This window comes from Pseudomonas sp. WS 5410, from assembly GCF_012985645.1.
In the GTDB taxonomy this organism is placed as follows: domain Bacteria; phylum Pseudomonadota; class Gammaproteobacteria; order Pseudomonadales; family Pseudomonadaceae; genus Aquipseudomonas; species Aquipseudomonas shahriarae.
Map to the genome: position 1 here is coordinate 155,169 of NZ_JAAQWS010000002.1, position 25,614 is coordinate 180,782.

Annotated in this window: 27 protein-coding genes; 15 read left to right on the forward strand and 12 right to left on the reverse strand. The window is 62.2% G+C overall.

Annotated features, from left to right (window positions below):
• Nucleotides 1-6: 6 nt before the first annotated feature.
• Nucleotides 7-426: a hypothetical protein gene (locus tag HBO24_RS04160; protein ID WP_057439025.1), complete on the reverse strand. Its 420-nt coding sequence runs from the start codon at nucleotides 424-426 to the stop codon at nucleotides 7-9.
• 160 nt (nucleotides 427-586) lie between these two features.
• Here HBO24_RS04160 and hrpB point away from each other — a divergent pair, with 160 nt between their 5' ends.
• Nucleotides 587-3,094 carry an ATP-dependent helicase HrpB gene (hrpB, locus tag HBO24_RS04165; protein WP_170059338.1) on the forward strand — a complete coding sequence of 836 codons (2,508 nt, stop codon included), beginning with the start codon at nucleotides 587-589 and terminating at the stop codon, nucleotides 3,092-3,094.
• Nucleotides 3,095-3,175: 81 nt separating this feature from the next.
• Here the strand turns inward: hrpB and HBO24_RS04170 are convergent, their stop codons facing one another.
• Complete coding sequence (locus HBO24_RS04170) at nucleotides 3,176-4,264, reverse strand: endonuclease/exonuclease/phosphatase family protein (RefSeq protein WP_115129061.1); 1,089 nt, start codon at nucleotides 4,262-4,264, stop codon at nucleotides 3,176-3,178.
• Between the two features lie 72 nt (nucleotides 4,265-4,336).
• Nucleotides 4,337-4,999, reverse strand: coding sequence for a YciC family protein (locus HBO24_RS04175; protein ID WP_057441178.1), 663 nt, complete (start codon nucleotides 4,997-4,999; stop codon nucleotides 4,337-4,339).
• Nucleotides 5,000-5,168: 169 nt separating this feature from the next.
• Between HBO24_RS04175 and HBO24_RS04180 the strand changes: the two genes are divergently transcribed.
• The 3 genes from HBO24_RS04180 to HBO24_RS04190 all read left to right on the forward strand — a co-directional run bounded on the left by HBO24_RS04180 (nucleotide 5,169) and on the right by HBO24_RS04190 (nucleotide 7,125).
• On the forward strand, nucleotides 5,169-5,891 hold the full coding sequence (locus HBO24_RS04180) for a DUF2076 domain-containing protein (protein ID WP_128592781.1): 723 nt from the start codon (nucleotides 5,169-5,171) through the stop codon (nucleotides 5,889-5,891).
• Nucleotides 5,892-6,011: 120 nt separating this feature from the next.
• Nucleotides 6,012-6,488: an NYN domain-containing protein gene (locus HBO24_RS04185; protein ID WP_032861784.1), complete on the forward strand. Its 477-nt coding sequence runs from the start codon at nucleotides 6,012-6,014 to the stop codon at nucleotides 6,486-6,488.
• 25 nt (nucleotides 6,489-6,513) lie between these two features.
• Entirely contained in the window at nucleotides 6,514-7,125 is a 612-nt protein-coding gene (locus HBO24_RS04190) for a 3'-5' exonuclease (protein WP_057441176.1), read from the forward strand.
• A 547-nt stretch (nucleotides 7,126-7,672) separates the two neighbouring features.
• Here the strand turns inward: HBO24_RS04190 and HBO24_RS04195 are convergent.
• Nucleotides 7,673-8,131 carry an Lrp/AsnC family transcriptional regulator gene (locus tag HBO24_RS04195; RefSeq protein ID WP_057958359.1) on the reverse strand — a complete coding sequence of 153 codons (459 nt, stop codon included), beginning with the start codon at nucleotides 8,129-8,131 and terminating at the stop codon, nucleotides 7,673-7,675.
• Between the two features lie 160 nt (nucleotides 8,132-8,291).
• Between HBO24_RS04195 and yedA the strand changes: the two genes are divergently transcribed.
• Together yedA and HBO24_RS04205 are read left to right on the forward strand one after the other, a co-directional pair.
• Complete coding sequence (gene yedA / locus HBO24_RS04200) at nucleotides 8,292-9,188, forward strand: drug/metabolite exporter YedA (protein WP_057958360.1); 897 nt, start codon at nucleotides 8,292-8,294, stop codon at nucleotides 9,186-9,188.
• A 48-nt stretch (nucleotides 9,189-9,236) separates the two neighbouring features.
• On the forward strand, nucleotides 9,237-10,568 hold the full coding sequence (locus HBO24_RS04205) for a DEAD/DEAH box helicase (protein WP_115129057.1): 1,332 nt from the start codon (nucleotides 9,237-9,239) through the stop codon (nucleotides 10,566-10,568).
• 118 nt (nucleotides 10,569-10,686) lie between these two features.
• On the opposite strand, the gene HBO24_RS04210 is transcribed toward HBO24_RS04205, so the two are convergent.
• Complete coding sequence (locus tag HBO24_RS04210; protein ID WP_170059339.1) at nucleotides 10,687-11,922, reverse strand: TIGR03862 family flavoprotein; 1,236 nt, start codon at nucleotides 11,920-11,922, stop codon at nucleotides 10,687-10,689.
• Between the two features lie 172 nt (nucleotides 11,923-12,094).
• The gene (locus tag HBO24_RS04215; protein WP_170059340.1) at nucleotides 12,095-13,015 is read right to left on the reverse strand and encodes a histone deacetylase; all 921 of its coding nucleotides are present in this window, start codon (nucleotides 13,013-13,015) and stop codon (nucleotides 12,095-12,097) included.
• A gap of 75 nt (nucleotides 13,016-13,090) precedes the next feature.
• Between HBO24_RS04215 and HBO24_RS04220 the strand changes: the two genes are divergently transcribed.
• The 3 genes from HBO24_RS04220 (at nucleotide 13,091) to HBO24_RS04230 (ending at nucleotide 15,185) form a co-directional block, all read left to right on the forward strand.
• A complete protein-coding gene (locus HBO24_RS04220) occupies nucleotides 13,091-13,660 on the forward strand; it encodes a GNAT family N-acetyltransferase (RefSeq protein ID WP_169959803.1) in 570 nt (189 codons plus the stop codon).
• A 71-nt stretch (nucleotides 13,661-13,731) separates the two neighbouring features.
• Nucleotides 13,732-14,601, forward strand: coding sequence for an acyl-CoA thioesterase II (gene tesB, locus HBO24_RS04225; RefSeq protein WP_057441166.1), 870 nt, complete (start codon nucleotides 13,732-13,734; stop codon nucleotides 14,599-14,601).
• Nucleotides 14,598-15,185, forward strand: a complete 588-nt coding sequence (locus HBO24_RS04230) for an HAD family hydrolase (RefSeq protein WP_057958364.1) — start codon at nucleotides 14,598-14,600, stop codon at nucleotides 15,183-15,185. The genes tesB and HBO24_RS04230 overlap by 4 nt, the downstream gene beginning before the upstream one ends.
• A 52-nt stretch (nucleotides 15,186-15,237) precedes the next feature.
• On the opposite strand, the gene HBO24_RS04235 is transcribed toward HBO24_RS04230, so the two are convergent.
• From HBO24_RS04235 to HBO24_RS04245, 3 genes are read right to left on the reverse strand one after another with little or no spacing between them, the layout of a single operon-like run.
• Entirely contained in the window at nucleotides 15,238-16,215 is a 978-nt protein-coding gene (locus HBO24_RS04235) for an alpha/beta hydrolase (protein ID WP_170059341.1), read from the reverse strand.
• Nucleotides 16,216-17,103, reverse strand: coding sequence for a neutral zinc metallopeptidase (locus HBO24_RS04240; protein ID WP_170059342.1), 888 nt, complete (start codon nucleotides 17,101-17,103; stop codon nucleotides 16,216-16,218). It abuts the gene before it with no gap.
• A gap of 52 nt (nucleotides 17,104-17,155) precedes the next feature.
• Nucleotides 17,156-17,569: a hypothetical protein gene (locus tag HBO24_RS04245; protein WP_057441161.1), complete on the reverse strand. Its 414-nt coding sequence runs from the start codon at nucleotides 17,567-17,569 to the stop codon at nucleotides 17,156-17,158.
• 195 nt (nucleotides 17,570-17,764) lie between these two features.
• On the opposite strand from HBO24_RS04245, the gene HBO24_RS04250 reads away from it, so the two are divergent.
• The gene (locus tag HBO24_RS04250) at nucleotides 17,765-18,643 is read left to right on the forward strand and encodes a DMT family transporter (protein WP_170059343.1); all 879 of its coding nucleotides are present in this window, start codon (nucleotides 17,765-17,767) and stop codon (nucleotides 18,641-18,643) included.
• A 1-nt stretch (nucleotide 18,644) separates the two neighbouring features.
• Here HBO24_RS04250 and HBO24_RS04255 read toward each other — a convergent pair whose 3' ends face one another.
• A complete protein-coding gene (locus tag HBO24_RS04255) occupies nucleotides 18,645-19,979 on the reverse strand; it encodes an MFS transporter (protein ID WP_057441156.1) in 1,335 nt (444 codons plus the stop codon).
• 255 nt (nucleotides 19,980-20,234) lie between these two features.
• Here HBO24_RS04255 and quiC point away from each other — a divergent pair, with 255 nt between their 5' ends.
• Together quiC and HBO24_RS04265 are read left to right on the forward strand one after the other, a co-directional pair.
• Nucleotides 20,235-22,130, forward strand: coding sequence for a 3-dehydroshikimate dehydratase QuiC (gene quiC / locus HBO24_RS04260; RefSeq protein WP_170059344.1), 1,896 nt, complete (start codon nucleotides 20,235-20,237; stop codon nucleotides 22,128-22,130).
• A 71-nt stretch (nucleotides 22,131-22,201) separates the two neighbouring features.
• Nucleotides 22,202-22,867, forward strand: a complete 666-nt coding sequence (locus tag HBO24_RS04265; protein ID WP_057444392.1) for a TetR/AcrR family transcriptional regulator — start codon at nucleotides 22,202-22,204, stop codon at nucleotides 22,865-22,867.
• Nucleotides 22,868-22,929: 62 nt separating this feature from the next.
• Here the strand turns inward: HBO24_RS04265 and HBO24_RS04270 are convergent, their stop codons facing one another.
• A complete protein-coding gene (locus HBO24_RS04270; protein WP_057441152.1) occupies nucleotides 22,930-23,784 on the reverse strand; it encodes a shikimate dehydrogenase in 855 nt (284 codons plus the stop codon).
• Complete coding sequence (gene aroQ / locus HBO24_RS04275) at nucleotides 23,781-24,218, reverse strand: type II 3-dehydroquinate dehydratase (RefSeq protein ID WP_032861827.1); 438 nt, start codon at nucleotides 24,216-24,218, stop codon at nucleotides 23,781-23,783. Before aroQ ends, HBO24_RS04270 begins: the two co-directional genes overlap by 4 nt.
• A gap of 279 nt (nucleotides 24,219-24,497) precedes the next feature.
• On the opposite strand from aroQ, the gene HBO24_RS04280 reads away from it, so the two are divergent.
• The 3 genes from HBO24_RS04280 (at nucleotide 24,498) to HBO24_RS04290 (ending at nucleotide 25,605) form a co-directional block, all read left to right on the forward strand.
• On the forward strand, nucleotides 24,498-24,653 hold the full coding sequence (locus HBO24_RS04280; RefSeq protein WP_169959800.1) for a hypothetical protein: 156 nt from the start codon (nucleotides 24,498-24,500) through the stop codon (nucleotides 24,651-24,653).
• 89 nt (nucleotides 24,654-24,742) lie between these two features.
• A complete protein-coding gene (locus tag HBO24_RS04285) occupies nucleotides 24,743-25,171 on the forward strand; it encodes a DUF4160 domain-containing protein (protein WP_170059345.1) in 429 nt (142 codons plus the stop codon).
• Nucleotides 25,168-25,605 (forward strand): DUF2442 domain-containing protein, encoded by a 438-nt coding sequence (locus HBO24_RS04290; RefSeq protein WP_115129050.1) that lies wholly within the window; start codon nucleotides 25,168-25,170, stop codon nucleotides 25,603-25,605. The genes HBO24_RS04285 and HBO24_RS04290 overlap by 4 nt, the downstream gene beginning before the upstream one ends.
• The last annotated feature ends 9 nt before the right edge of the window (nucleotides 25,606-25,614 follow it).

The window sequence follows — 25,614 nt, forward strand, 5'->3', positions numbered from 1 at the left end:
AGGTCCTTACGCAGCAGGTTGCAGGCCGAGGGACGCGAGTTGTTGCACGCTGCCCTTGAACTGGATCAGGCGCGGGTCGTCCAGCGGCAGGTTGCGGCCGGTTTCGTGCTCGATGATGGTTTGCAGCTTGGTGTTATCCACCTTGCCGTCGGCGCCGATGGCTTCTTGCAGTTTTTCGGGGGCCACTTGTGCGGTTTTGCCGGGCTCGAAGTAAATCGCGCCGGTGGCGAAGTCCACGCCAAAGGCGATCAGGCCGGGGATCACATAAAACAGCAGGCCGACCGCGTCGAGCACGGCAATTGCCGGGTCGATCTTGCCGTCGATCTGGCCACGGCGATCAGGATAGAAAATCGAACCGCAGGCCGTCAGTTGGCTCAACAGGGTGACGGCCAGAACACCGCCGATGACACGGGAAGCAATACGCATGAGACTCTCCTGAACACTTGTAGGGTGTGACTATAAAGCAGATCTACCAGGTGCCACCCCTCTAATGTGGGAGCCTTTCCAAAGGGACATGGCCGCGCCTGAGAGAGCACCGATATCCAGCCGTTCGCCGTTATACTCGCCGCTCTGCTTTGGAGCCAGTATGAATTCGTTGCCAATCGATGATGTTTTACCCGCCTTGCGTGAAGCCTTGGCGACGCGCCATGAAGCCGTGCTCGAAGCACCGCCCGGCGCCGGTAAGACCACGCGGGTGCCGTTGGCGCTGTTGCACGAAACCTGGCTGGCCGGGCAAACCATCCTGATGCTTGAACCCCGCCGGCTCGCCGCCCGCGCCGCAGCCGAACGCCTGGCCAGTGAGTTGGGGGAAAAGGTCGGGGAAACCGTCGGCTACCGGATCCGCCTGGACAGCAAGGTCGGCCCCAACACCCGTATTGAAGTGGTCACCGAAGGCATCCTCACCCGGCGCCTGCAGGATGACCCGGCGCTGGATGGCGTGGGCCTGCTGATCTTCGACGAATTCCACGAGCGTAGCCTCGACGCCGACCTGGCGCTGGCCCTGAGCCTCAACGGCCGCGAGCTGTTTCGCGATGAACAACCGCTGAAAATTCTGCTGATGTCCGCCACCCTTGAAGGCGAACGCCTGTCAGGGCTGCTCGACGACGCGCCGATTCTGCGCAGTGAAGGGCGCATGTACCCGGTGCAGATGCGCTGGGGGCGGCCGTTCCAGCCCGGGGAATTTATCGAGCCGCGGTTGGTGCAGACCATTCTTGAAGCCCTGCACGACGAAACCGGCAGCGTGCTGGTGTTTCTGCCGGGGCAGGCGGAGATTCGCCGGGTTCATCAACAGTTGGCGGATGCCCTCGGTGAGCGCGGCGATGTGCTGCTGTGCCCGCTGCATGGCGAGCTTGACCTGGCAGCGCAGCGAGCGGCCATCGACCCGGCGCCGGCGGGCAAGCGCAAGGTGGTACTGGCCACTAACATTGCCGAGACCAGCCTGACCATTAATGGCGTGCGGGTGGTGATCGACGCCGGGCTGGCGCGGGTTCCGCGTTTCGACCCCGGCAGCGGCATGAGCCGTCTCGACACCCAGCGCATCTCCCGCGCCAGCGCCACCCAGCGTGCCGGCCGGGCCGGGCGGCTGGAGCCGGGCGTGTGCTATCGGTTGTGGTCCGAGGACCAGCATGAAGGGCTGGCGGCCTATGGCAGCGCGGAAATTCTCTCGGTAGACCTGGCCGGCCTGGCCCTGCAACTGGCGCGCTGGGGCGTGACGCCAACACAATTGGTGTGGCTCGATGTGCCACCCACTGCCGCTTATGCCCAGGCCCAGGACTTGCTCGAACGCCTGGGGGCGCTCAAGGACGCGACCTTGACCCCCCACGGACAGAAAATGGCCAGCCTGCCGGCGCACCCGCGTATAGCCCATTTGTTGTTGCGCGGCCAGGACCTGGGGCTGGCGAACATGGCGTGTGATGTCGCCGCGCTGCTGGGCGAGCGCGACATCTTGCGCGGTGCCGGTGCGGATGTGCACAGTCGCCTGGCCTTGTTGTCCGGAGAGGAACGCGCCCGTGGCACTCAAGGCGGCGTACAGCGGGCCCGGCAATTGGCCCGGCAATATCGCGGCTATCTAAGAGGCAAGGCCGAACAGCCGGTGGCTGATCCCGATCACCCGCGTTGGCTGGGGGCGCTGCTGGCGCTGGCCTACCCGGACCGGGTGGCCCAACAACGCCGTGCGGGCGGTGCCGAATATCGTCTGGCCAACGGGCGCGCCGCGCTGTTTGCCGAAGCCGACAGCCTGATGAAGCAGCCGTGGCTGGTCATCGCCGACCTGGGCAGCCGCCAGGGCCAGCGTGAAGAGCGGATTTACCTGGCTGCAGACTTCGACCCGACGCTGTTCGACTCGGTATTGGCCGAACAGGTGCGCTGTTTCGACCAGCTGGATTGGGACGAGCGCGAAGGCGTGTTGCGTGCCGAACGCCAGCGCAAGGTCGGTGAACTGGTACTCAGTCGCGAGCCGCTGACCGGCCTGGACGAGTCCGCCCGCAGCCAGGCGCTGGTCAACCTGGTGCGGCGCAAAGGCCTGGAACTGCTGCCCTGGACCCCGGAGCTGCGCCAGTGGCAGGCCCGTGTCATGCTGCTGCGCCAACTGGACTCCGGCAAGCCCGGCGAATGGCCCGACGTCAGCGACAGCGCGTTGCTCGCCAGCCTGGAACATTGGTTGATGCCGTACCTGGGCAAGGTCTCGCGCTTGAGCCATTTCGCCAACCTGGATCTTTTCAGCTTCCTGCATAACCTGCTGCCCTGGCCGCTGCCCCAGCGCCTGGATGAACTGGCGCCCCATCATTTGAAGGTGCCTTCGGGCTCATCGGTACGCCTGGACTATAGCGAGCATCCGCCGATTCTCGCGGTGCGCCTGCAGGAACTGTTTGGCCTGGCCGATACCCCGCGCATCGCCGGTGGACGGCAGGTGGTGAAGTTGCACTTGTTATCGCCAGCGCGGCGTCCGGTGCAGGTGACCCAGGATCTGGCGAACTTCTGGCGCAGTACCTACGCCGAGGTGAAGAAGGATCTGAAGGGGCGGTATCCCAAGCATTACTGGCCCGATGACCCGTTGGTGGCAGAAGCGACCGCGCGGATCAAGCCGCGCAAGTAATCATGCTTAATATCTGAATGTGGGAGCTGGCTTGCCAGCTCCTACACCAACCCTATTCCACATCGGGTTGTGTCCTGTGGGCTATTGCGCGGCGGGCAGCAGGAACCGTGCAATCACCGGCAAATGATTGGAAATACGCAATGTATCGTCCTGCCGCACCCGCGCTTCAACCTTCTTCAGCCTCGGGCTATAGAATAGATAATCCACCGTACGGTCCGGCCCATCGAGGCCCGGGTCATTGGGGAAGTGGGTCAGCCACTGGGCGCGGTCGATCCCGCTGGATTGACTGTTGCTGGGGACCATCGGGTATTTATCCCACAACAGATGCAGCTCACTGTCCGGCGAATACTGCCCGCGTCTGTCGGCGTCCAGGCGCAGGAACTGCCCCAGGGGCAACAGATTGAAATCCCCGCCAATCAGCCACGGCGTGCCCCGGCTTTCGAATTTATCCAGCAGCTTGATGGTCGCCTCGACCTGCTCGCGCACCGCGCTGTGGCCGGGTGCGGCGTTGTCCAGGCGGGTGTTGAGCACCGCCAGTTGGCCGCCGTCGCTCAACGGCAGGTAACTGAGCAGCAGCGCGGGCTTGGGTTGGAACTGACGGCTGATCAGGTTGGCCGGGGCCACCGGCAGTTGCAGGCGTTCGGCATGTTCGATCTGGTAGCGGCTGAGGGTCACCAGCTTGCGGCCGACACTGCCGAAGATATGCCGGTCGGGCACAAAGTCGGCTTTCCAGTCGAAGGCCTCGACGCTGCACGGGTAGAGGTCCACCAGCCGCTCCTGAAGCAGCGCCAGTTGGTCCTGGTAGTGGGATGGCTTGGCGCCTTCGTCCAGTTCCTGCAGCAACAGCACGTCCGGTTGTTCGTCACGGATCACCCGCGCCACTTCGTCCAGGCTGGAGGCCATGTCTTCAGGGGTGGGGCGCTCGTCCGGGCCACTGCCGTCGGGGGTGTCGTACCAGAACACATAGTTCTTGCCCGCCAGGTATTGCACGTTCCAGGTCATCACCTTGAGTGCCTGGCCGGGCAGCAGCGTCGGCGCACGCGGGGCCACGCAGCTGACGGGTAGGGTCTGTTTGTCGGCGGGGCGCCAGGTCAGGCTGTAGATCAGGGCCGTCAGCAAGCCTGCGAGGATCAGCAGGCCTACCAGGGTTTTACGCAGTAAACGGGTCATCGGCTCGCCTTATGGCGCTGCGGGACAGGCCCCGAGCATACCCGACCGGTGGCCGGGAGCCCAGGGAGCACGTTAGCGAGCGTCGGCATCACCGGCGATCAGCATGAACAGGCGGAACAGCACTACGCTGGTAAACAGCTGCAAGAAGCTATGGGCACTGTCGATCAGCACCGCCAGCAGCGGGTTCTGCGGGTCGGGCCAGGCTGCGACGCTGGCACCCTTGAGCAGCCACAGTGGGGTCATCACGCACAACAGGCAGACCAGGATGCGCAGAAAATGCCCACGGGTCAGACGGAAACTTTCCTTCATCGCCGCCAGCGCGGGCATCCCGCGCAGCACCAGCAAGTACTCGGCGAAGGCCAGGGTGACCATCAGCCACAGCCCCGGCAGGAAATACAACGACAGCCCCAGCAGAATCAGCAGGGTGCTCATGGCCGTCAGCAACGCGTAGCGTGGCCACAAGGTCAGCGCCATGGCCAGCACGGCGGCGGTGCGCGGCGACTCGCCACGGCTGCGGGCGTCGAGAAACAGGATCAGGGCGGCGGTGTACAGCGGATACACCAGCAAACCCACGATCATGCTGTAGCCGGTAAACGCCTCCGGGCCCAGGGTGCGATCGAGCACTTGTTGCAGCACGGCCTCCAGGATCACCAAGGGCAGGCACAACTGCACGATGGCGCCCAGGTTGCGCTGGAAAAAGTAGAAAGAGTCGCGCAGAACGGTCAACGGATTCATCAAAGTCATCACAGGCGGAAAAAGCAGCGGACACTTTAACCGATCACCGACAAACGTAAACCTTGGGTAAAGATCATTGAAACGCCGCAGGCCAGCCCCATTACTGGTGGCGTACCTTGCCCATTGCGGGCGGGACGCAGATTTTTACCGGCAATCTAACGAGGTCGCCATGAACAGCGAAGAGCAAACCCTGATCGACGGACTGTTTTCACGGTTGCAGCAAGCCGAAACGGACTCAGCCCCCCGCGACGCCCAGGCAGAAGCGCGGATCAAGGAGCACATCACTCGCCAACCGGCCGCCGGGTATTTCATGACCCAGGCGATTCTGGTGCAGGAAGCCGCGATCAAAAGCCTGGATGCGCAGAACAAGCAGCAGGCGCAACAGATCCAGCAATTGCAGGATGAACTGCAACGGGCCAAGACAACGCAGCCGGCCACCAGCGGTGGTGGGTTCCTGTCGAGCATCTTTGGCGGCAGCTCCCGCGAGCCGCAGCCTGCGCCGAGCGCGCCGGCCTCTGGCGCGGGTGGTTGGCGCGAGCCGACTCGGCCCGGCTTCAGCGCGCCGACGCCGCAACAGAGCTTTGGCACCCCACAACAGAACTATCAGCAACCCCAGCAGGCGGCGCCCGCAGGTGGTGGTTTTCTTGGTGGCGCCCTGAAAACCGCCGCCGGGGTGGCCGGGGGTGTGATGCTGGCCCAAGGTATCAGCAGCCTGTTCAGCCACAACCAGCAGCCGCAGGTGGTGGAAGAGATCGTTCGCGAAGAGCCGGCGCCTGCCAGTGACAACGGCGGCTGGGGCAATGACGAGCAGCGTTTCGCTGACAATGACAGCGCCGACAGCGGTTATGCCGACGATTCTTCCTTCTTTGGCGACGACGACTCCTTCGTCTGACACCCACTGAACCGGGGCGCGCTGTCGCCCCGGTCTGATTTTTCTCGGAAACCTCCTCTTGGCTGGCATACTGGCGACCTTTGCGGGCCATCACGTCCGCCAGTGCGATGAGGATATACGGTGAAAAAAATTGCAGTGTTCGCCGATGTGCAGAACCTCTATTACACCGTGCGCCAGGCCTATGGCTGCCACTTCAACTACGCCGCCCTGTGGGCCGATATCAGCCAGCGCGGGCAGATCGTCGAGGCGTACGCCTATGCCATCGACCGTGGCGACAGCAAGCAGCAGCAATTCCAGCAGATCCTGCGCAACCTGGGCTTTACCGTGAAGCTCAAGCCGTACATCCAGCGCAGCGATGGCTCGGCCAAGGGCGACTGGGACGTGGGCATCACCATCGACATCATGGACGCCGCCGCCCATGTCGACGAAGTGGTGCTGGCCTCGGGTGATGGAGATTTCGATATGTTGCTCGACCGCATCATCCATAAACATGGCGTCGAAGCCGTGGCCTACGGCGTGCCGGGGCTGACGGCCAATTCGTTGATCCGCGCGGCCAGTCGCTACGTGCCTATCGAAGGCGCGTTGTTGCTCAAATAGATTTTCAGATGGGGTTGGAACAGGTTTGGAACGTATAGCGGTCATCGACTTTGAAACCACCGGCATCTCGCCGAGCAGCAGTTGCCGGGCCACGGAAATCGCCGTGGTCATCCTGGAGCAGGGCCAGATCGTGGACCGCTACCAGAGCCTGATGAACGCCGGTGTGCGCGTGCCGGGGTTTATCGAGCAACTGACCGGCATCAGCAATGCCATGCTGCGCAGCGCGCCGCCGGCCGAGCGGGTGATGAACGAGGTCAATGAATTTGTCGGCACCACGCCGCTACTGGCGCACAACGCCGCGTTCGACCAGAAGTTCTGGGACTTCGAACTGGGCCTGATCCGCCGCACCCGCCTGCAAAAATTCGCCTGCTCGCTGCTCCTGGCCCGCCGGCTGATGCCCACTGCGCCCAACCACAAACTCGGCACCCTGACGTCTTATGCGCAATTGCCCCACACCGGCAAGGCTCACCGGGCGATGGCGGATGCGGAAATGGCGGCCAACCTCACCGCCCACCTGGCCCAGGAACTGCGCCGCACCCACGGCTTGCGCGAGTTGACCCATGATCTGCTGTGCAGCCTGCAAAAAGTGCCGGCAGCGAAGATCAATGACCATCTGAAGAAACATCGCGGGTTCTGATCCCGATTCTCAGAACGATAAAGAGCAAAATGTGGGCGTCGGGTGTGGGTAGGCCAGTTGGTGCATTCGTGGCTGATACACCGCTATCGCAGGCAAGCCAGCTCCCACATGGGATCGCATCCAGCCCAAGCAATCGGGTTAGCTGTGGGGCCGGGTGTGCTTGCGATGGTGGTATGTCAGTTGAGATATTTTGGCCTGATACACCGCTATCGCAGGCAAGCCAGCTCCCACATGGGATCGCATCCAGTCCGGGCAATCGGGTCAACTGTGGGGGCCGGGTGTGCTCGCGATGGTGGTGTGTCAGTTGAGATATTTTGGCCTGATACACCGCTATCGCAGGCAAGCCAGCTCCCACATGGGATCGCATCCAGCCCGGGCAATCGGGTTAGCTGTGGGGCCGGGTGTGCTCGCGATGGTGGTGTGTCAGTTGAGATGTTTTGGCCTGATACACCGCTATCGCAGGCAAGCCAGCTCCCACATGGGATCGCATCCAGTCCGGGCAATCGGGTCAACTGTGGGAGCCGGGCTTGCCCGCGATAGCGCTCGCTCAGGCGCCGCCATTCTTTCCCTCCAAATACCCCAACGGCAACCGCCGCTCTACGGCGCTCGACAAGATGATCGAGGTTTTGCTGAACCCGAATTTCGCCACCCGGTTGATCAGGCTTTCCAGTTCCGGCATTGAACCCACCGCCGCCTGCATGATCACGCAGGGGTCGCCGGTGACCCGGTGGCATTCGGTCAGTTCGGGGATTTCTGCCAGCGCGTCGTAGACTTTCTGGCTGCCGTTTTTGGTCAAGCGCAGTTCAATCGTGCACTGGATCGGCAGGCCGATCTTGGACAGGTCGACCTTGGCCTGGTAACCGGTGATCACTCCGCTGGCCTCCAGCTTGGCCACGCGTTCAGCCACGGCGGGGGCGGAGAGGTTTACGGTGCGGGCCAGTTGCGCGTAAGTGGCGCGCCCATCCTTGAGCAGGGCGCTGAGGAGCATGCGATCGTATTTGTCCATGAATAAGGCTCTGGCAATGGCGGGCTTTCGAATACAAGGCTTATAGCCCTGATAACCATGATTTGAAAAGTGTATGGGCGCTTTAAACAGGTTTTGTAACTTATGTTTACTGGTGTGGATTTCTAAAATAACGATTCCTTGTCCTGCTGCAGAGCTGCCCATGCCTGGCCCACGTCGTTTTCCCTTACCGTTGATCGCAGCTTTTTTTGCGCTGTATGTGATTTGGGGGTCTACCTACCTGGTGATCCGTATTGGCGTGGAGTACTGGCCGCCGCTGATGTTGGCGGGGATTCGCTTCTGTACTGCGGGGGCGCTGATGTATGGCTACCTGCGCTGGCGCGGGGTGCCGGCACCGACCTGGGCGCAGTGGAAAGCCGCGGGCATGATCGGCATCTTGCTGCTGACCTTCGGTAATGGCGCAGTGAGTGTGGCTGAACACAGCGGCGTGACTTCAGGTGTCGCTGCGCTGGCCGTGGCGACGGTGCCGTTGTTTACCTTGCTCTGTGGATATTTTTGGGGCGCGCGTAATACCCGTCTGGAGTGGGCCGGGGTGATTCTGGGGATGATCGGCATTGCCATGCTCAATATGGGCTCCAACCTGCAATCGAGCCCGTTGGGCGCTGGGCTGCTGTTGTTTGCCGCCGCTTCCTGGGCTTTTGGTTCGGTATGGAGCCGGCACTTGCCGTTGCCCCAGGGCGCCATGGCCAGCGCCGCCGAAATGCTGATCGCCGGGGTGGTGCTGTTGATCGGCAGTGCACTCAAGGGCGAGCACCTGCAAGCGATGCCCCCGGTGGAAGGCTGGCTGGCCCTGGCTTACCTGACCGTCTTTGGCTCGATCATCGCCTTCAACGCTTATATGTACCTGCTCAAACACGTGCGTCCGGCAGCGGCCACCAGCTATGCCTACGTCAACCCGGCGGTGGCGGTGCTGCTGGGCATCGTGTTTGTCGGCGAGACCATTGGCCTGGAAGAAGCCCTGGCGATGTTGGTGATTATCAGCGCCGTGCTGTTGATCAGCCTGCCCCAGTGGCGCAAGCCGAAGCCGGAAATAAGGTAAACTGCCGCGCATTACGCCCTTGCGCTGAATTTTTCCTACGGTAAACACATGACTTTCGCCACACTTGGCCTGATCGAACCCTTGCTGCGCGCCCTTGAGGCGCTTGGCTACCAGACCCCAACGCCGGTGCAGGCGCAAGCCATTCCGGCGGTGCTGGCCGGTCGCGACCTGATGGCTGCGGCCCAGACCGGCACCGGCAAGACCGCCGGCTTCGCCGTGCCGCTCCTGCAACTGTTGACCATGGAAGGGCCAAAAGTCACCGCCAACTCGGTGCGTGCGCTGATCCTGTGCCCGACCCGCGAGCTGGCCGAGCAGGTTCACGCCAGCGTCGCCCAGTACGCCGAGCACCTGCCGTTGACCACCTACGCGGTGTATGGCGGCGTCAGCATCAACCCGCAAATGATGAAGCTGCGCAAGGGGGTCGACGTGCTGGTGGCCACCCCTGGCCGCCTGATCGACCTGTTCCGCCAGAACGCGCTGAAGCTCAATCAGCTGCAAACCCTGGTGCTGGATGAAGCCGACCGCATGCTCGACCTGGGTTTTTCCGAAGAGCTGGCGAACATTTACCGCATGCTGCCGAAAAAGCGTCAGACCCTGCTGTTTTCCGCGACCTTCTCCGATGACATCCGCCTGCTGGCCGGGCAGATGCTTATTGACCCGCTGAGCATCGAAGTCAGCCCGCGCAACGTCGCTGCCAACACCGTCAAGCAATGGGTGGTGCCGGTGGACAAGAAGCGCAAGGCGGAGCTGTTTGTGCATCTGATGCGCAAGGGCAAGTGGAAGCAGGTGCTGGTGTTCGCCAAGACCCGCAACGGTGTGGATGCATTGGTAGACAAGCTACAAGGCCTGGGGATCAATGCCGACGGCATCCACGGCGACAAGCCACAAGCCACGCGCCAGCGGGCACTGGACCGTTTCAAGGCCAGCGAGGTGCAGATCCTGGTGGCCACTGATGTGGCGGCCCGTGGCCTGGATATCGAAGATTTGCCGATGGTGGTCAACTTTGACCTGCCCATCGTTGCCGAGGACTACATCCACCGTATCGGCCGTACCGGCCGGGCCGGCAACACCGGCGAGGCGATTTCCCTGGTCTGTGCCGACGAAGTGAACATGCTCTCGGCCATCGAGATGCTGACCCGCCAGACCCTGACCCGCAAAATGGAACAGGACTTCGAACCGGAGCACCGCGTGCCCGACACCGATGCCAGCGGGCAGGTGGTGAAGAAGCCGAAGAAACCGAAGAAGCCTAAGACGTCTGGTGGTGGCGGTAAGCGCAACCTGGGCAAGTGGGTGGAAAGCGGGGAAGTGGCGGCGGAGCCGTCGATCAAGCCGGTGCGCAAAGTGCCTGTGTTTAATACCGGGCCGCGTAAGAAGAAGTAACTTCTTTGGCGTCTGTCAGGGCCTCATCGCAGGCAAGCCAGCTCCCACATTTGAATGTGTTCACAGATCAAAATGTGGGAGCTGGCTTGCCTGCGATGAGGCCCTGAGCTGCCCGCAACTATTGGTGCTGGAGCCACTCCAGCATGCCACGCCCCGCCATCCGCCCACTGGCAAAACACCCCGTCAGTAAATACCCACCCGTCGGTGCTTCCCAGTCCAGCATCTCCCCGGCACAAAATACCCCCGGTAGCTGCGTGAGCATCAAGCGCTCATCCAGCGCTTCAAACGGTACGCCGCCGGCGGTACTGATGGCTTCATCCATCGGCCGGGTTTTTACCAGCGTCAGTGGCAGTGCCTTGATATCCACAGCCAACTGCGCCGGATCATTGAAGTGACCTGTGGGCGCCAACTCGCGTAACAGCGCAGCCTTTACCCCATCCAGGCCCAACTGACTGTGCAAATGCTTGCTCATCGAGCGTGAGCCACGGGGCTTGGCCAATGCGGCCTGCACCTTGTCCAGCGGCTTGCCCGGCAGCAGGTCGATGTGCACGGTGGCTGAACCGTCGCGGTTGATCGCTTCGCGAATCGGCGCCGACAGCGCGTAGATCAGACTGCCCTCGATACCGGTTGCGGTGATCACGCATTCGCCCAGGCGGGGTTTGTCATCCGCCAACCCTATGGCGACGTTTTTCAGCGGCGCGCCGGCGAATTTGCTCACCATTAATTCGCTCCAGGCTGACACCTCGAAGCCGCAGTTGCTGGGCTGCAGCGGGGTGCAGGGCACGCCTTGGTCTTCCAGCAACTTGAGCCAGGCGCCGTCCGAGCCCAGGCGCGACCAACTGCCACCACCGAGGGCCAGCAGTACGGCATCGCTGTGGACAGTCTTCTCGCCCTCCGGGCTGTGGATAATTAAGCCGCCGTCGGCATTCCAGCCCTGCCAGCGATGCCGGGTGTGGATAACTACCCCCTGGTCGCGCAGGCGCTTGAGCCAGGCGCGCAGCAGGGGGGCGGCTTTCATGTCGGTAGGAAACACACGGCCGGAGCTGCCGACAAAGGTTTCGATGCCCAGGCCATGAATCCATTCGCACAACGCCTCGGCACCAAACTGGCGCAGCAAGGGGGCAATGTCCGACGCGCGTTCGGCGTAGCGTGAAAGAAATGCCGGGTAGGCTTCGGAGTGGGTGATATTCATGCCGCCCACGCCCGCCAGCAGGAACTTGCGCCCCACCGATGGCATGCCGTCATACAGGTCCACCCGGACCCCGGCCTGGCTCAGGACTTCGGCAGCCATCAGCCCGGTGGGGCCGCCGCCGATGATCGTGACGTGAAAAGGCTGGGCTGGGATCTGAGGCATGGGGGTGACTGCGGTTCGGCGAAGTAGGGCGAGCATTCTACCCGAGGACCGCGAAACTGCCTGATCAAAAAACGTACACCTTCCTACATGCTATGTGGTGCCTGCCTTACAGGCGGTTACGCTCAAGTTATCCACAGGCCGTTCCACAGGCATTGTGGGTAACGCCCAGGTTTCAATGACAACCTGATGACGTCCACACCCGCTGCGCACTGTGGTGCAGGATGCCGTGGCGCCGGGCCAGGGCGTGGCGGTCCTTGCTGTAGCCGCCACCGATCACGCCCACCACCGGGATATCGCGGCCCAGGCAATGGCGCATCACGCTTTCGTCACGGGCGGCGACGCCTGCATCTGTCAGCTTGAGATAGCCGAGGGCGTCGTCCTTATGCACATCGACGCCCGCGTCATACAGCACCAGGTCGGGCTGATACAGCGGCAGCAGGTAGTTGAGGGCATCGTCCACCACCGTGAGGTAGTCGGCGTCGCCCATGCCCATGGGCAGCGGGATATCCCAGTCGCTGGCGGCCTTGCGCGCCGGGAAGTTCTTTTCGCAGTGCAGGGACACGGTAATGGCGTCCGGTGTGTCATGGAGGATGCGCGCGGTACCGTCGCCTTGGTGCACGTCACAGTCGAAGATCAGCACCCGATTGACTCGCCCACTGGCCAGTAGGAAATGGCTGATCACCGCCAGGTCATTGAAGATGCAAAAGCCCGCCGGGTAATCGTAATGGGCGTGGTGGGTGCCACCCGCCAGGTGGCAGGCCAGGCCATGTTCCAGGGCCTGCTCGGCCGCCAGCAACGAGCCACCGACCGCGCGCACGGTGCGTCGGGCCAGGGCTTCGCTCCAGGGCAGGCCCAGGCGCCGCTGGTCTTCGCGGGACAACTCACCGCTCATATAGCGTTCGATATAGTCAGGGTCATGGGCCAGGGCGAGCACTTGGGCCGGGCACAATTCGGGGCGCAGCAGTTGGCTGTCCTGGGTCAGGCCGCTGTCGACCAGGTGATCGCGCAGCAGCCGGAATTTATCCATGGGGAAGCGATGATCCGCCGGGAACTCGGGGCTGTAGTCGTCGTGGTAGATCAATGGCAAAGGCATGGCAATTTCTGACAGGAACCAGCGACGGATCTTAACAGCGCTGTACACTCACGCACATGGCAAGGGAGGGGAACGATGGAGCCGATACTGCAGTTGGAAAGCGCGCGCCTGGTGTTGCGCCAATGGCGCGACAGCGATTTGCCGGAGTTTGCCCGGATGTGCGCCGACCCGCAGGTGATGCGCTATTTCCCGGCACCCCTGGACCGCTTGGAAAGCGCGGCATTGATCGGGCGAATACGTGGGCATTTTGCCGAGTATGGGTTTGGTGCGTGGGCCCTGGAGCGTAAGGACAGCGGCGAATTTATCGGCCTGACGGGGTTGATGAATGTCGGCTTTGAAGCCGACTTCACCCCGGCGGTGGAGATTGGCTGGCGCCTGGCCCGCGAGCACTGGGGCCTGGGTTTTGCCAGTGAAGCGGCCTGGACTGCATTGCGTTGTGGTTTTGACCGTTTGCAGTTGGAAGAGATAGTGGCCTTCACCACCGAGGCCAACCTGCCGTCGCAGAAAGTCATGCAGGCCATCGGTATGCATTACGATCCGGCGGCAGATTTTCAGCACCCCAGGCTCGCGGCGGACGATCCGCTGCGCCATCATGTGTTGTACCGCATCACCCGCGCCCAATGGTTGGATACGCTGCACGGATAGGCAGGCCGCCCGATGTTTTTACCCGCCGCAGCCAAGACTGCGCGGTTTTGCTTTGTGTGAGGAGAGTTTGAATGAGCCAAGTGTTGGAAGATCTGGTCGACTTGCTGACCCTGGAACCGATTGAAGAAAACCTCTTCCGCGGCCGCAGCCAGGACTTGGGTTTTCGCCAACTGTTCGGCGGCCAGGTCTTGGGCCAGTCGCTGTCGGCAGCCAGCCAGACCGTCGAAGAAGCGCGGCATGTGCATTCGTTGCACGGCTATTTCCTGCGCCCTGGCGACGCTGGGCTGCCAGTGGTCTATCAAGTGGACCGGGTGCGCGATGGCGGCAGCTTCAGCACGCGCCGGGTGACGGCGATCCAGAAGGGCAACCCGATCTTCACCTGCAGCGCCTCGTTCCAGTACGACGAAGAAGGCTTCGAGCACCAGACCACCATGCCGGTGGTGGTGGGCCCGGAGAACCTGCCGTCGGAGCTGGAACTGACCCGGCAGCGTGCGCACCTGATCCCCGAGACCATGCGCGAAAAACTGCTGTGCCCCAAGCCGATTGAAGTGCGCCCGGTGACCGAAAAAGATCCGTACAACCCGCAGCCGTCCGACCCGGTCAAGTATGTGTGGTTTCGCGCCGATGGCGCCCTGGCCGATTTGCCGGCGCTGCATAAATATCTGCTGGCCTACGCCTCGGACTTCGGCCTGCTGACCACCTCGTTGCTGCCCCATGGCAAGACCGTGTGGCAGAAGGACATGCAAGTGGCCAGTCTTGACCATGCGCTGTGGTTCCACGCTGACCTGCGGGCCGATGACTGGTTGCTGTACGCCATGGACAGCCCATGGGCCGGCAATTCCCGCGGGTTCTCCCGTGGCAGCGTGTATAACCGCGCGGGCCAACTGGTGGCCTCGGTGACCCAGGAAGGCCTGATTCGCCATCGCAAGGATTGGGCATGAGCCTCACGGACGTAAAACACTGGGTGTTCGACATGGACGGCACCCTCACGGTGGCCGTGCATGATTTTGCGGCGATCCGCGTGGCCCTGGATATTCCACCTGCCGATGACATCCTCACCCACCTGGCTGCGTTGCCAGCAGCGGAGGCGGCGGCCAAGCATGCCTGGTTGCTGGAGCATGAGCGCGAACTGGCGCTGGGCTCGGTAGCGGCCACGGGCGCGGTGGAGTTGGTGCGCGACCTGGCAGCACGGGGCTGTCGCCTGGGGATCCTGACGCGCAACGCCCAGGAGCTGGCGCACATCACCTTGAAAGCCATCGGCCTGGCGGACTGTTTTGCCGTGGAAGATGTGCTGGGCCGCGACGACGCCCCGCCCAAGCCTGATCCCGGTGGCCTGTTGAAACTGGCCCAGGCCTGGGATGTGGCGCCGGCCGAGATGGTCATGGTGGGCGACTATCGCTTCGACCTGGATTGCGGCCGGGCGGCGGGGACGCGGACGGTGCTGGTCAACCTGCCCGAAAACCCATGGCCGGAACTGGCAGATTGGCATGCGCAAGACTGCGCGGCATTGCGCCAGATGATCTAGCCCCGACACCACACATCACCGGTAGGAGCTGGCTTGGGTTTTCCCTGGGGGATTAGTGGAACAAGGCCTTCTGCCCCAGCGGCGAGGTAAACATCTTGTCGCCGTCATGCCCAACCCCAGGCACTTCAACCAACCTCTGGCTCAACTGCGGATGCCGCTGCTTGAGGTAGTCAAAGTAGTTGTGCCCGCGAATCAGCCGATATGCGCCCTGGGTCTCGGCCGCGCAGCTCTTGTCCAGGGCCGGGTGGTTGGGGTCGGTGTCCTGCTGGCCCAGCAGGTAGGTGATATCCCGCGCGGCGTAGGCCTTTTCCAGTTGCTGGGGGCTTTGGCCGTTGGCGTAGGCCGGCAGTTTTTGCATGCCGTACTTCCAGTCATTGAACTGCGGGCAACTGCCCGGCGCTAACTGCACCGGGCGCTGCGGGCTGAAGTAGGCGTAGGACGATGGGTTGGCGATCACATAGCGCAGGCTGATGCCGGCGGCTTGCAGGGCCGGGTGATCATGGCCGGTCAGGGCAAAGCGCTGTACCACCTGGCCGCCACCGGAATGCCCGGCGACCACTATTTCCTTGAGGGCCGGGAACAGTTGGCGGTTGCCCAGGTGCTTGATGATCTGGTCCAGGGCGCCGTAGGAACTGATCTGGCCATGACCGATTGACGAATCGCCCGCCATCCATCCATTGCCGTGCCAGCGCAGTACGCTGTCACCCAGGTGATGGCGCTGGATATCGGCATCGTTGAGAAACTGCGGTGCGATCACCAGGGTGTTGGCGCCTTGCCCTGCGTGGGCGGCGGCATCTTCGGCGCTTTTGAGGTAGGTCTGGGCGTTGCGCAGGCGCCCATGCACGATGATCAGCGCCCGAGTGATCTGCGGCAGCGGCTGGCGCCAGTCCTGGCTAAGGCCCAGGCTCAGGTCGCCGGCTTGCAGGGAGAAACGCTCGGGGCTGACGACCTTGACCGCCTGCCCGGCGGCGAAGGGGGTGGTGGCGCAACCGATCATCAACCCCAGCAGCCATCCGGCTCGTTTACTCATTTACAGACTCTTGGCCGAGAAGGTGTCGCATTGGCTGATCTGGCCCTGGGCAAACCCGGTCTTGAACCAGCGAACCCGCTGTTGCGACGTGCCGTGGGTGAACGAGTCGGGAACCACACGGCCCTGGCCCTGTTGCTGCAATCGGTCGTCGCCGATGGCGTTGGCGGCGTTCAGCGCTTCTTCGATATCGCCCGGTTCCAGCCAGTTCAGGCGCTTTTGCGCGCGGTTGGCCCAGACCCCGGCGAAACAGTCGGCTTGCAGTTCCTGGCGGACCAGCAGGCCACCATCGCCCTGCATCTGCCGGCCTTGCTGGCGTGCGACCTGGATTTTCGAGGAAATGCCCAGCAGGGTTTGCACGTGGTGGCCGACTTCGTGGGCGATCACATAGGCCTGGGCAAAGTCGCCGGCCGCCTGGAAGCGCTGGGACATTTCGCGGAAGAAATCCAGGTCCAGGTAGACCTGCTGGTCGGCCGGGCAATAGAACGGGCCGCTGGCGGAGGTCGCGCCGCCGCAGGCGGAATTCACCCGGCCACGGAACAGGATCAGCTTGGGGTTCTTGTAAGTCAGGCCGTTTTCCTGGAACACCTGGCCAAAGGTGTCTTCGGTGTCGCCCAGCACGGCGCGCACGAAATCCGCCTGCTCATCATTGGCGGGCGGCGCCTGGCGCGTTTGCGGGCTGACCGAAGGGGCCTGTTCGGTCATCTGGCCGCTCAGTTGCCCGAGGATCTGCATCGGGTCCTGGCCGGTGAGCAGGCCGATGCCGACGATCAGCACAATGGCGGTCAGGCTCAGGCCCTTGCCACCCCCAAAACGCATGCCGCCGCCACCGCCGCCGTCATTGCGCGCGTCGACCACGTTGTCGCTGCGTCGACCCTTTTTCCATAGCATGGGGCAATCCTCTTGATGATCGTGTTGTTAGCGCCGTGATTGAGTATGGCCGTTATTCGCGGCAATACCCTTCGCCCGTATTGACCACCAGGCAATCTTTTTTATCAGCCAGCCATTTCAAACCGGTGGCGGCGCCGTCGCCGGCACGCAGCATTTGCGGGCCGTCCGGGCGGTTGAAGGTGATGCCGTCTTCGCTGGCCTGGCCCTTGAAGGTGCCGGAGGCGTCGGCATCGAGGCCGTACTGCATGCTCAGCAGGTAATGCCCGCGGCCGATGCTGTCGTCCTTGCTGACGGTCAGGTGCAGGCCTTCGACGCCGATCCACTTGCCGACCCATTTGTCGGTGGGCAGGGTCTCCGGGACCAGGGTCGCTTGTACGGAAGGCGGCGCCGGCTTGGGCGGCTCGGGCGTTTTATCGCAGGCACTGAGCAGGGCAAGGGTCGAGAGAATAAACAGTGTTTTTTTCATAATGGATTGGCCTTGATTAAAAAAAGCGCAATGGCTGGCTGGCGTGCAGCGTTGGACTGGGTTTAGGCGATTTAGTGCGCTGATCGCCCGCTGTTTGGTTATGCTCTTGAGACCGATGCACCACCCGCTCTAGATTAGCGCGTTGAGTGCCACTGCTTGCGGCGGTCATTTCAGCCTGTCACGCACGAGAATTCAATGACCCTCAGCACTCCTCTTTCCGGCGTCAACCATCCCTTCAAGGGCATCGTGCTGATTGTGCTGGCGACGTTTCTGTTTTCCAGCCATGTCGCGTTGTCCAAGTACCTCGCCGGCTTTTACCCCATCGTGATGGTGGTATGGGCCCGGTACATGGTGCATACGCTGCTGATGGCGGGGATTTTCCTGCCGCAATCGGGCTTGCGTGTACTGCGCAGCAAGCGCCCGTTGTTGCAGGTGGCCAGGGCGTTGTGCCTGCTGGGCACCAGCCTGTTCTTTACCGCTGCCCTGCATTACATCCCGCTGGCCGAAGCCACCGCAGTGAACTTCCTCGCGCCGATTCTGGTGACGGCCCTGTCGGTGCCGCTGCTGGGCGAGCATGTGACGCGGGGCCAGTGGCTGGCGGTGATCTGCGGGTTTGTCGGGGTGATCATTATTGTGCACCCGGGCGGTGAGTTGTTCACCCCGGCGGTGTTGTTGCCATTGGTCTCGGCGTTGTTCTTCTGTTTCTACCAACTGCTGACCCGCATCCTCAGCCAGTACGACAGCCCGACCACCAGCAACTTCTTCGCCGGCCTGTGCAACACCCTGGTGATGAGCGCGCTGGTGCCGTTCTTCTGGCAGGTACCGACCCTGGGCCATGGCCTGTTGATGCTGGCACTGGGCACCTGTGGGATGACCGCGCACTTGATGCTGACCCAGGCCTTCCGCTTCGCCGCGCCGGCGTTACTCGCACCGTTCGGCTATTGCCAGATCGTGTTTGCGGGGCTGTTGGGCTGGCTGGTGTTCAATCACACCCCGGACCTGACCACGGTGGTCGGGATCGGGGTGATCTGCCTGAGTGGCTTGGCCGCTGCCTGGCAGCAGCGGCGGCGTTGAGTCACACCGCGACGGTGGGGATCTTGCGCGGCGCCATGAAGTACATCCAGGTCAGGGCGATGAAGTACATCGCCGGGATCAGGGTGAACAGCACGGTGTAGTTGTTATTGGTCACGGTCAGGATATGGCCGACGATCTGCGTCATAAACATCCCGCCGATCGCCGCGCACATCCCGCCAAAGCCAAATACCGTGCTCATCATGTGCTTGGGGGTGTAGTCCATCACCAGGCTCCAGATATTGGCGGTCCAGGCCTGGTGCGCGCCGATGGCCAGGGAGATGGCAAACACTGCGACCCACAGTTGGCTGGAGCCGGCGGCCATGATCACGCCGACGATGCAGCAGGCAAACAGCAGCATCGACAGCAGGCGCGCCTTGATCGGCTGCATGCCGCGTCCGATCAGGAACGAGGACAGAATCCCGCCGCCCACACTGCCGAAGTCTGCCGTCAGGTAAATGATGATCAGCGGGATGCCCATCTGGGTCACGTTGATCCCCAGGCTGTATTGCTGGTTGAGAAACGGCGGCAGCCAGTAGAGGTAGAACCAGAACACCGGGGCGGTCAGGGCGTAGGCAATGGCGAAGGCCCAGGTGCCACGCATGCGCAGGATACGGCTGAAGGGCACGCGGGGTTGTTCGGGCTCGACTTCCTGTTGCACGTAGTCCAGTTCCGACTGTTTTACGCTCGGATGGTCTTCGGGGTTGTAGTACTTCAGGCCCCAGAACACCAGCCAGATCCCACCCAGGGCAGCCATGCATAAAAATGCAGCCTGCCAGCCCCACACATGCAGCACCAGTGGCAACAGCATTGGCGTGAGCATGGCGCCGACGTTGGTGCCGGCGTTGAAGATCCCGGTAGCCACCGCGCGCTCGCCGGCGGGGAACCACAGGCGGGTGGTCTTGACGCAGGCGGGGTAGTTGGCCGCTTCGGTGAGGCCGAGGATAAAGCGGCAGACCATAAAGCCCACCGCCGAAGTCGCCAGGCCGTGGGCGCCGGTGGCGATGCTCCACAGCAGCACCGCGCAGAAGAACACACGCTTGACGCCGACGCGGTCGATCAGCCGGCCTTGCAGCACAAAACCAATGGCATAACCGACCTGGAACCAGAAGTTGATGTTGGCGTAGTCCATCGCCGTCCAGCTCATCTCTTTGGCCAGGATCGGTTGCATCACGCCCAGAGCGGCGCGGTCGATGTAGTTCAAGGTGGTGGCGAAAAACACCAGGGCCAACATGCCCCAGCGGGTTTTGCCGACGGCGAGGGCGCCGCGAATCTTGTCGCCAATGGCCGCTTGCGGGTTGCCGGGGCGCGGGGCCACGGCGGAATTTTGCGAAGGCATGAGAGGTACCCGTTTTTTGAAATTTTTATGGTGTGTTCTGGGTCTTGATCACAGGTTTGCGCCTTAAAAAAAGCGGCCCTGGATGCGCATTCGATGGTGCGCAGTGGCTAAAAAATCGTCAATTCGCCAATCGCCATTGTGTTCGATAATCGCCCGAAAAACTAACTGATTGGTACATTTTGAATTGCTGCTTTATCGCGCGCGGCCAATAATTTGCCGCAAACAAGACCACCCTTCATTGCCGGGAGTCACCCCATGCAACGTTCCATCGCCACTGTTTCCCTGAGCGGCACCCTGCCGGAAAAGCTCGAAGCCATTGCTGCGGCCGGGTTCGATGGGGTGGAAATCTTCGAGAACGACTTGCTGTATTACGACGGCAGCCCGCGTGAAGTGCGGCAGATGTGTGCCGATCTGGGCATTGCCATCACGTTGTTCCAGCCGTTTCGTGATTTTGAAGGATGTCGCCGCGACCGCCTGGCGCGCAACCTGGAACGGGCCGAACGCAAATTCGACCTGATGCAGGAACTGGGCACCGACCTGGTGCTGGTGTGCAGCAATGCTTCTGCCGACTCCACGGGCGAACATTCGATCCTGCGCGATGACCTCAGCCTGTTGGCCGAACACGCCGGGCGCCGTGGCTTGCGCATTGGTTATGAAGCCCTGGCCTGGGGCCGGCACGTCAACACCTGGCAACAGGTCTGGCAACTGGTGCGCGAGATTGACCACCCCAGCCTCGGGGTGTTGCTAGACAGTTTTCATACATTGTCGCTCAAGGGCGATCCGACGGCTATCGCCCAGATCCCTGGCGACAAGATCTTCTTTGTGCAAATGGCCGACGCGCCGCTGCTGGCCATGGACGTGCTGGAGTGGAGCCGGCACTTTCGCTGCTTCCCCGGCCAGGGCGAGTTCGACCTGCCGGGTTTTCTCGCGCCGATCATCCAGAGTGGCTACACCGGGCCGCTGTCCCTGGAGATTTTCAACGATGGCTTTCGCGCCGCGCCCACCCGGGCCAACGCGGCGGATGGTTTGCGCTCGTTGCTGTACCTGGAAGAGAAGACCCGCCAACGCCTGCAGCAACAGGCCACGCCGCTGGATATCCTGTTTGAGACCCCGGCTGCCAGCGAGTACGACGGCATCGAATTCCTCGAGTTTGCGGTGGATGAAAACCTCGGCGCCCGCCTGACCCAATGGCTGCAACGCCTGGGCTTCGTCAAGGCCGGGCAGCACCGTTCCAAGAGCGTGAGCCTGCTGCGCCAGGGCGATATCAACCTGATCCTCAACTGCGAGCCGTACTCCTTTGCCCACAACTTTTTCGAGGCCCATGGCCCGTCGTTGTGCGCCACGGCGATTCGCGTCAAGGACAGTGCCAAGGCCCTGGAACGGGCGGTGGCCTACAAGGGCCAACCCTATCGCGGGCTGGTCGGGCCCAATGAGCTGGAGCTGGCGGCTGTACGCGCGCCGGATGGCAGCCTGATCTACCTGGTGGACCAGCACGCCGGCGGGATCTACCACACTGATTTCAACCTGCAGGCCGCCAGCACCGGCGGCGGCGGGCTGCTGCGCATCGACCATATGGCCATGGCCCTGCCGGCCGACAGCCTCGACAGTTGGGTGCTGTTCTACAAGAGCCTGCTGGATTTCGAGGCCGACGATGAGGTGGTGTTGCCGGACCCCTACGGCCTGGTCAAGAGCCGGGCGCTGCGCAGCCGTTGCAGTTCGATCCGCTTGCCGCTGAATATTTCCGAGAACCGCAACACGGCGATTTCCCACGCGTTATCCAGCTACCGTGGCTCCGGCGTGCATCACATTGCCTTTGATTGCGCGGATATTTTCGCCGAGGTCAGCCGGGCCAAGGAGGCGGGCGTGCCGCTGCTGGATATCCCACTCAATTACTACGATGACCTGGCGGCGCGTTTTGATTTCGACGATCAGTTCCTCAGCGAGCTGGCGTACTACAACGTGTTGTACGACCGTGATGCCCAGGGCGGTGAGCTGTTTCACGTGTACACCGAACCCTTTGAAGGGCGGTTTTTCTTCGAGATTATCCAGCGCAAGAACGGTTACGCCGGCTATGGCGCCGCGAATGTGGCGGTACGCCTGGCGGCGATGGCCAAGTCGCGCAGTGGGGCAGTGCGCCAGGCCAGGCTGTAGGGCGTTGACGCTTCCTTCGTACGGCGTGGCAGCCCATAATCACGGCCTGCATAAATGGCCGTGAGCGCACCATGACCCCGACCTCCGAACTGCCCGACGTCTCCCTGGCGCCGCGCAAGAGCCGCAAGAACAACCCGGAAAAGACCCGCGAGAACATTCTGCAAGAAGCCATTGTCGAGTTCGTGCAGCAGGGGCTTTCGGGGGCGCGGGTGGATGCCATCGCTGAGCGCATCCACACCTCCAAGCGCATGATCTATTACTACTTCGGCAGTAAGGAACAGCTGTACGTCGAGGTCCTGGAAAAGCTCTACGGGGATATCCGCAACACCGAAACCCGGATGAACCTCACTGAACTGGAACCCCGTGAAGCAATCCGGCGCCTGGTGGAATTCACCTTCGATCACCACGACCAGAATGTGGATTTTGTGCGGATTGTCAGCATCGAGAACATTCACAACGCCGAGTATGTGAAACAGTCGGACGCGATCAAGGCGATGAACAGCAATATCCTTGAAGCACTGGGCGCGACCTTGCGCCGGGGCGCGGAGCTGGGGGTGTTCCGCGCTGGGCTGGAGCCGCTGGATGTGCATTTGCTGATCAACTCGTTCAGCTTTTACCGGGTATCCAACCGGCATACCTTCAGTGAGATTTTTCAGATCGAATTGTCGGATGAAGCAATCAAGCAGCGGCATCGGGCGATGATCTGCGAGTCGGTGCTGCGTTACCTGCAGGCCTGATCCACCGCCGAATTCAATTGTGTGGGAGCAGGCAAGCCAGCTCCCACATTAGGATCCGGTTTCTACAGTGAAGTATTCATGCTCTGGAAATGAGCGAGCATCCTTTGTGCATCTGCTTTCTCACCACTGAACAACTCGAACGCCTTCACCGCCTGGAACACCGCCATATTCCCCCCATCCAGGGTGCGGCAACCCAGCGCCCGGGCGTTGCGTAGCAGCTCGGTTTCCAGCGGGAAATAGACGATTTCCGCGACCCACAAATCCGCGCGCAACAATGCTGCTGGCACGGGCATGCCCGGTAGCTTGGCCATGCCCATGGGCGTGGTGTTGACCAGGCCATCAGCCGCCGCCATCGCGTGACCCAGGTCGCTGCCGGCACACGCCCGGTCGGGGCCAAAGTGTTGGTTGAGGTTGGCGGCCAGGCTTTGGGCGCGGTCGTGATCCACATCGAAAATACTCAACTGGCCGACACCTTCGGCCAACAGCGCGTGGGCCACCGCCGCGCCTGCGCCACCGGCGCCCATCTGCACCACGCGCTGGCGCGCAGCGTCATGCAGGCCACGGCGAAACCCTTCGGCAAAACCCAGGCAGTCAGTGTTGTGACCGATGCGCTTGCCATCGCGCCAGACCACAGTGTTGACCGCGCCGATGCCCCGGGCTTCGGGCGACAGCTCATCGAGCAACGGCAGGATCGCTTGCTTGCATGGGTAGGTGATGTTCAATCCGGTGAAGTTCATCTGTTCGGCGGCCTTGAGCAGATCGGGCAGGGCGCTGCTGTCCAGTTGCAGCGGGTCCAGGTCGATCAGGCGATACAAGTAGCGCAGACCCTGGGCATCGCCTTCCTGCTCATGCAGGGCTGGCGTGCGGGACGCCTGGATGCCGGCGCCGATCAGCCCGGCAAGAATGCGCGGCTTCATTTGAGCTCCCGGCTGAAATGCTCGAGGGCCAGGTGATAACCGTGGCTGCCAAACCCGGCGAGCACGGCCTTGGCAATGGGCGAGACGAAAGAGTGATGACGGAACGGTTCGCGGGCATGCACGTTGGACAAATGCACTTCGATCACCGGCAACTCACTGGCCACCAGGGCGTCGCGAATGGCCACCGAGGTGTGGGTCCAGGCCGCCGGGTTGATCACAATGCCCGCACAACGAGCGCGGGCGCCATGGATCCAGTCCAGCAACTCGCCTTCGTGGTTGGTCTGGCGAAATTCCAGTTTCAGCCCGAACTGTTCGGCGCTACGCCCGCATAGGGCGGCGACGTCAGCCAGGGTCTCGTGGCCATAGGTGGCCGGTTCGCGGGTGCCGAGCAGGTTCAGGTTGGGGCCGTTGAGGACCAGCACAATAGGCGGCATGGGGGTGTCTCCACTGTTGTTTTTATGGATGGAGACAAAATGTACTGAATGGTTAATTTGGTCAATTGGCCAAGCGCTGTGCTGCAGATAACCGTTCGATTATCGAACGGTGAATGCAGTCTGTCGGGACTGTCCAAGAGTTGATGTCAATTGGAAACCATTCTCGACAAAACTTAAGATGCCCGCCTGTTTGCTTTACATCCCCCGGGATCCGCAGCACCGCGCTCAAGGGCCAGGTCACTGACCGGTCGCCCCCATGGCGGCAACTCGGCAGAGCGGGTGTTTCCCAGCCCGTATCCCAAGGCTGAAGAGTCGCGGGATTGGGAGATGGGCGTCAATGTGTTCAAGGAGGGGCTGTTTTTCAACGACGACCGCCTGGGCATCTGCGGTTACAACCCGGCATTTGAAGCGGTGCCAGTCGTTACTAGCCTGTGAGGCAGCTCTGGCAATTTGAAGAGGCCGGCTGTCGGCTGGGGCTGGATAAAGCGTTGGTCGGCGACAAATAACCTAACGGATGGGTTACGATGAAAGTAGGCACTTACAAGGGATATGTGATTGCAGTGTTGCTCAGGGATGAGCATTGCCCGCCGCACGTACATGTCATGGGCAAGGACTGGGATGCGCGTTTTCGCTTCAGTTTCCTGGATGGGGACGTGGCGTTGTGGGATGTGGATCCCGAGCGGCGGCGACCACCCACTCGCATTCTGGAAGGCATTCGCCAGACCTTGATGCAGCCGCATTATCTGGCGCGGGCACAAAGGATCTGGTGGGAGAAGCTGCAAACGGTCTGCCTGGAGAACCGTTCCTGGGATTGGGAGGCCGACGAGGTCGTGCCGGGGTTGGTCATCCGGCGAGGTGTCTACGTGATCGCCAGGGCCCGGCACGATGTGGCGGGGCGGCGAACCATCTTGAACCTGGTGAGGGCGCCAGGATCCGTGGAGATTGAGTTATGAAAACTGTAAAAGCCAAAGTCCGGCCTGATGCACCGATCACTGAGGCCGATGTTGATAAGGCCGTGGCCCGTGGGCGCAAGCTCAAGCGGGTGTACGCCAATGCCAGCTCCGTGCACTACCAGGACGACTGCATTTCCATCGGCTTCGGCGACGGCAGCCGCATCCTGTTGCCGGTGGCCGGTCTCTCTGAATTCGAAGGTTTTTCTGCGCAGGACTTCCAGGCGCTGGAGGTCGGTTTTGGCGGCAAGGCACTGTGCTGTGAAGCTCGTGATCTGCATGTTTCCATCACTGGCCTGGTCGCTACGAGTCAGCCCCTGATGGACCTGGCGGCGAGCATGGTGGCATCGCGCAACGGCCGTAAAACCAGCGCCGCCAAGTCCGCAGCCGCCCGTGCCAATGGCAAGAAGGGCGGGCGGCCACGCAAGGAGGAATGATGCACAGCC

Coding starts and splice junctions, on each gene's coding strand:
- HBO24_RS04160 (WP_057439025.1), bottom strand. CDS start 426: ATGCGTATTGCTTCCCGTGTCATCGGCGGTGTTCTGGCCGTCACCCTG.
- hrpB (WP_170059338.1), top strand. CDS start 587: ATGAATTCGTTGCCAATCGATGATGTTTTACCCGCCTTGCGTGAAGCC.
- HBO24_RS04170 (WP_115129061.1), bottom strand. CDS start 4,264: ATGACCCGTTTACTGCGTAAAACCCTGGTAGGCCTGCTGATCCTCGCA.
- HBO24_RS04175 (WP_057441178.1), bottom strand. CDS start 4,999: ATGAATCCGTTGACCGTTCTGCGCGACTCTTTCTACTTTTTCCAGCGC.
- HBO24_RS04180 (WP_128592781.1), top strand. CDS start 5,169: ATGAACAGCGAAGAGCAAACCCTGATCGACGGACTGTTTTCACGGTTG.
- HBO24_RS04195 (WP_057958359.1), bottom strand. CDS start 8,131: ATGGACAAATACGATCGCATGCTCCTCAGCGCCCTGCTCAAGGATGGG.
- yedA (WP_057958360.1), top strand. CDS start 8,292: ATGCCTGGCCCACGTCGTTTTCCCTTACCGTTGATCGCAGCTTTTTTT.
- HBO24_RS04205 (WP_115129057.1), top strand. CDS start 9,237: ATGACTTTCGCCACACTTGGCCTGATCGAACCCTTGCTGCGCGCCCTT.
- HBO24_RS04210 (WP_170059339.1), bottom strand. CDS start 11,922: ATGCCTCAGATCCCAGCCCAGCCTTTTCACGTCACGATCATCGGCGGC.
- HBO24_RS04215 (WP_170059340.1), bottom strand. CDS start 13,015: ATGCCTTTGCCATTGATCTACCACGACGACTACAGCCCCGAGTTCCCG.
- HBO24_RS04220 (WP_169959803.1), top strand. CDS start 13,091: ATGGAGCCGATACTGCAGTTGGAAAGCGCGCGCCTGGTGTTGCGCCAA.
- tesB (WP_057441166.1), top strand. CDS start 13,732: ATGAGCCAAGTGTTGGAAGATCTGGTCGACTTGCTGACCCTGGAACCG.
- HBO24_RS04230 (WP_057958364.1), top strand. CDS start 14,598: ATGAGCCTCACGGACGTAAAACACTGGGTGTTCGACATGGACGGCACC.
- HBO24_RS04235 (WP_170059341.1), bottom strand. CDS start 16,215: ATGAGTAAACGAGCCGGATGGCTGCTGGGGTTGATGATCGGTTGCGCC.
- HBO24_RS04240 (WP_170059342.1), bottom strand. CDS start 17,103: ATGCTATGGAAAAAGGGTCGACGCAGCGACAACGTGGTCGACGCGCGC.
- HBO24_RS04245 (WP_057441161.1), bottom strand. CDS start 17,569: ATGAAAAAAACACTGTTTATTCTCTCGACCCTTGCCCTGCTCAGTGCC.
- HBO24_RS04250 (WP_170059343.1), top strand. CDS start 17,765: ATGACCCTCAGCACTCCTCTTTCCGGCGTCAACCATCCCTTCAAGGGC.
- HBO24_RS04255 (WP_057441156.1), bottom strand. CDS start 19,979: ATGCCTTCGCAAAATTCCGCCGTGGCCCCGCGCCCCGGCAACCCGCAA.
- quiC (WP_170059344.1), top strand. CDS start 20,235: ATGCAACGTTCCATCGCCACTGTTTCCCTGAGCGGCACCCTGCCGGAA.
- HBO24_RS04265 (WP_057444392.1), top strand. CDS start 22,202: ATGACCCCGACCTCCGAACTGCCCGACGTCTCCCTGGCGCCGCGCAAG.
- HBO24_RS04270 (WP_057441152.1), bottom strand. CDS start 23,784: ATGAAGCCGCGCATTCTTGCCGGGCTGATCGGCGCCGGCATCCAGGCG.
- aroQ (WP_032861827.1), bottom strand. CDS start 24,218: ATGCCGCCTATTGTGCTGGTCCTCAACGGCCCCAACCTGAACCTGCTC.
- HBO24_RS04285 (WP_170059345.1), top strand. CDS start 24,743: ATGAAAGTAGGCACTTACAAGGGATATGTGATTGCAGTGTTGCTCAGG.
- HBO24_RS04290 (WP_115129050.1), top strand. CDS start 25,168: ATGAAAACTGTAAAAGCCAAAGTCCGGCCTGATGCACCGATCACTGAG.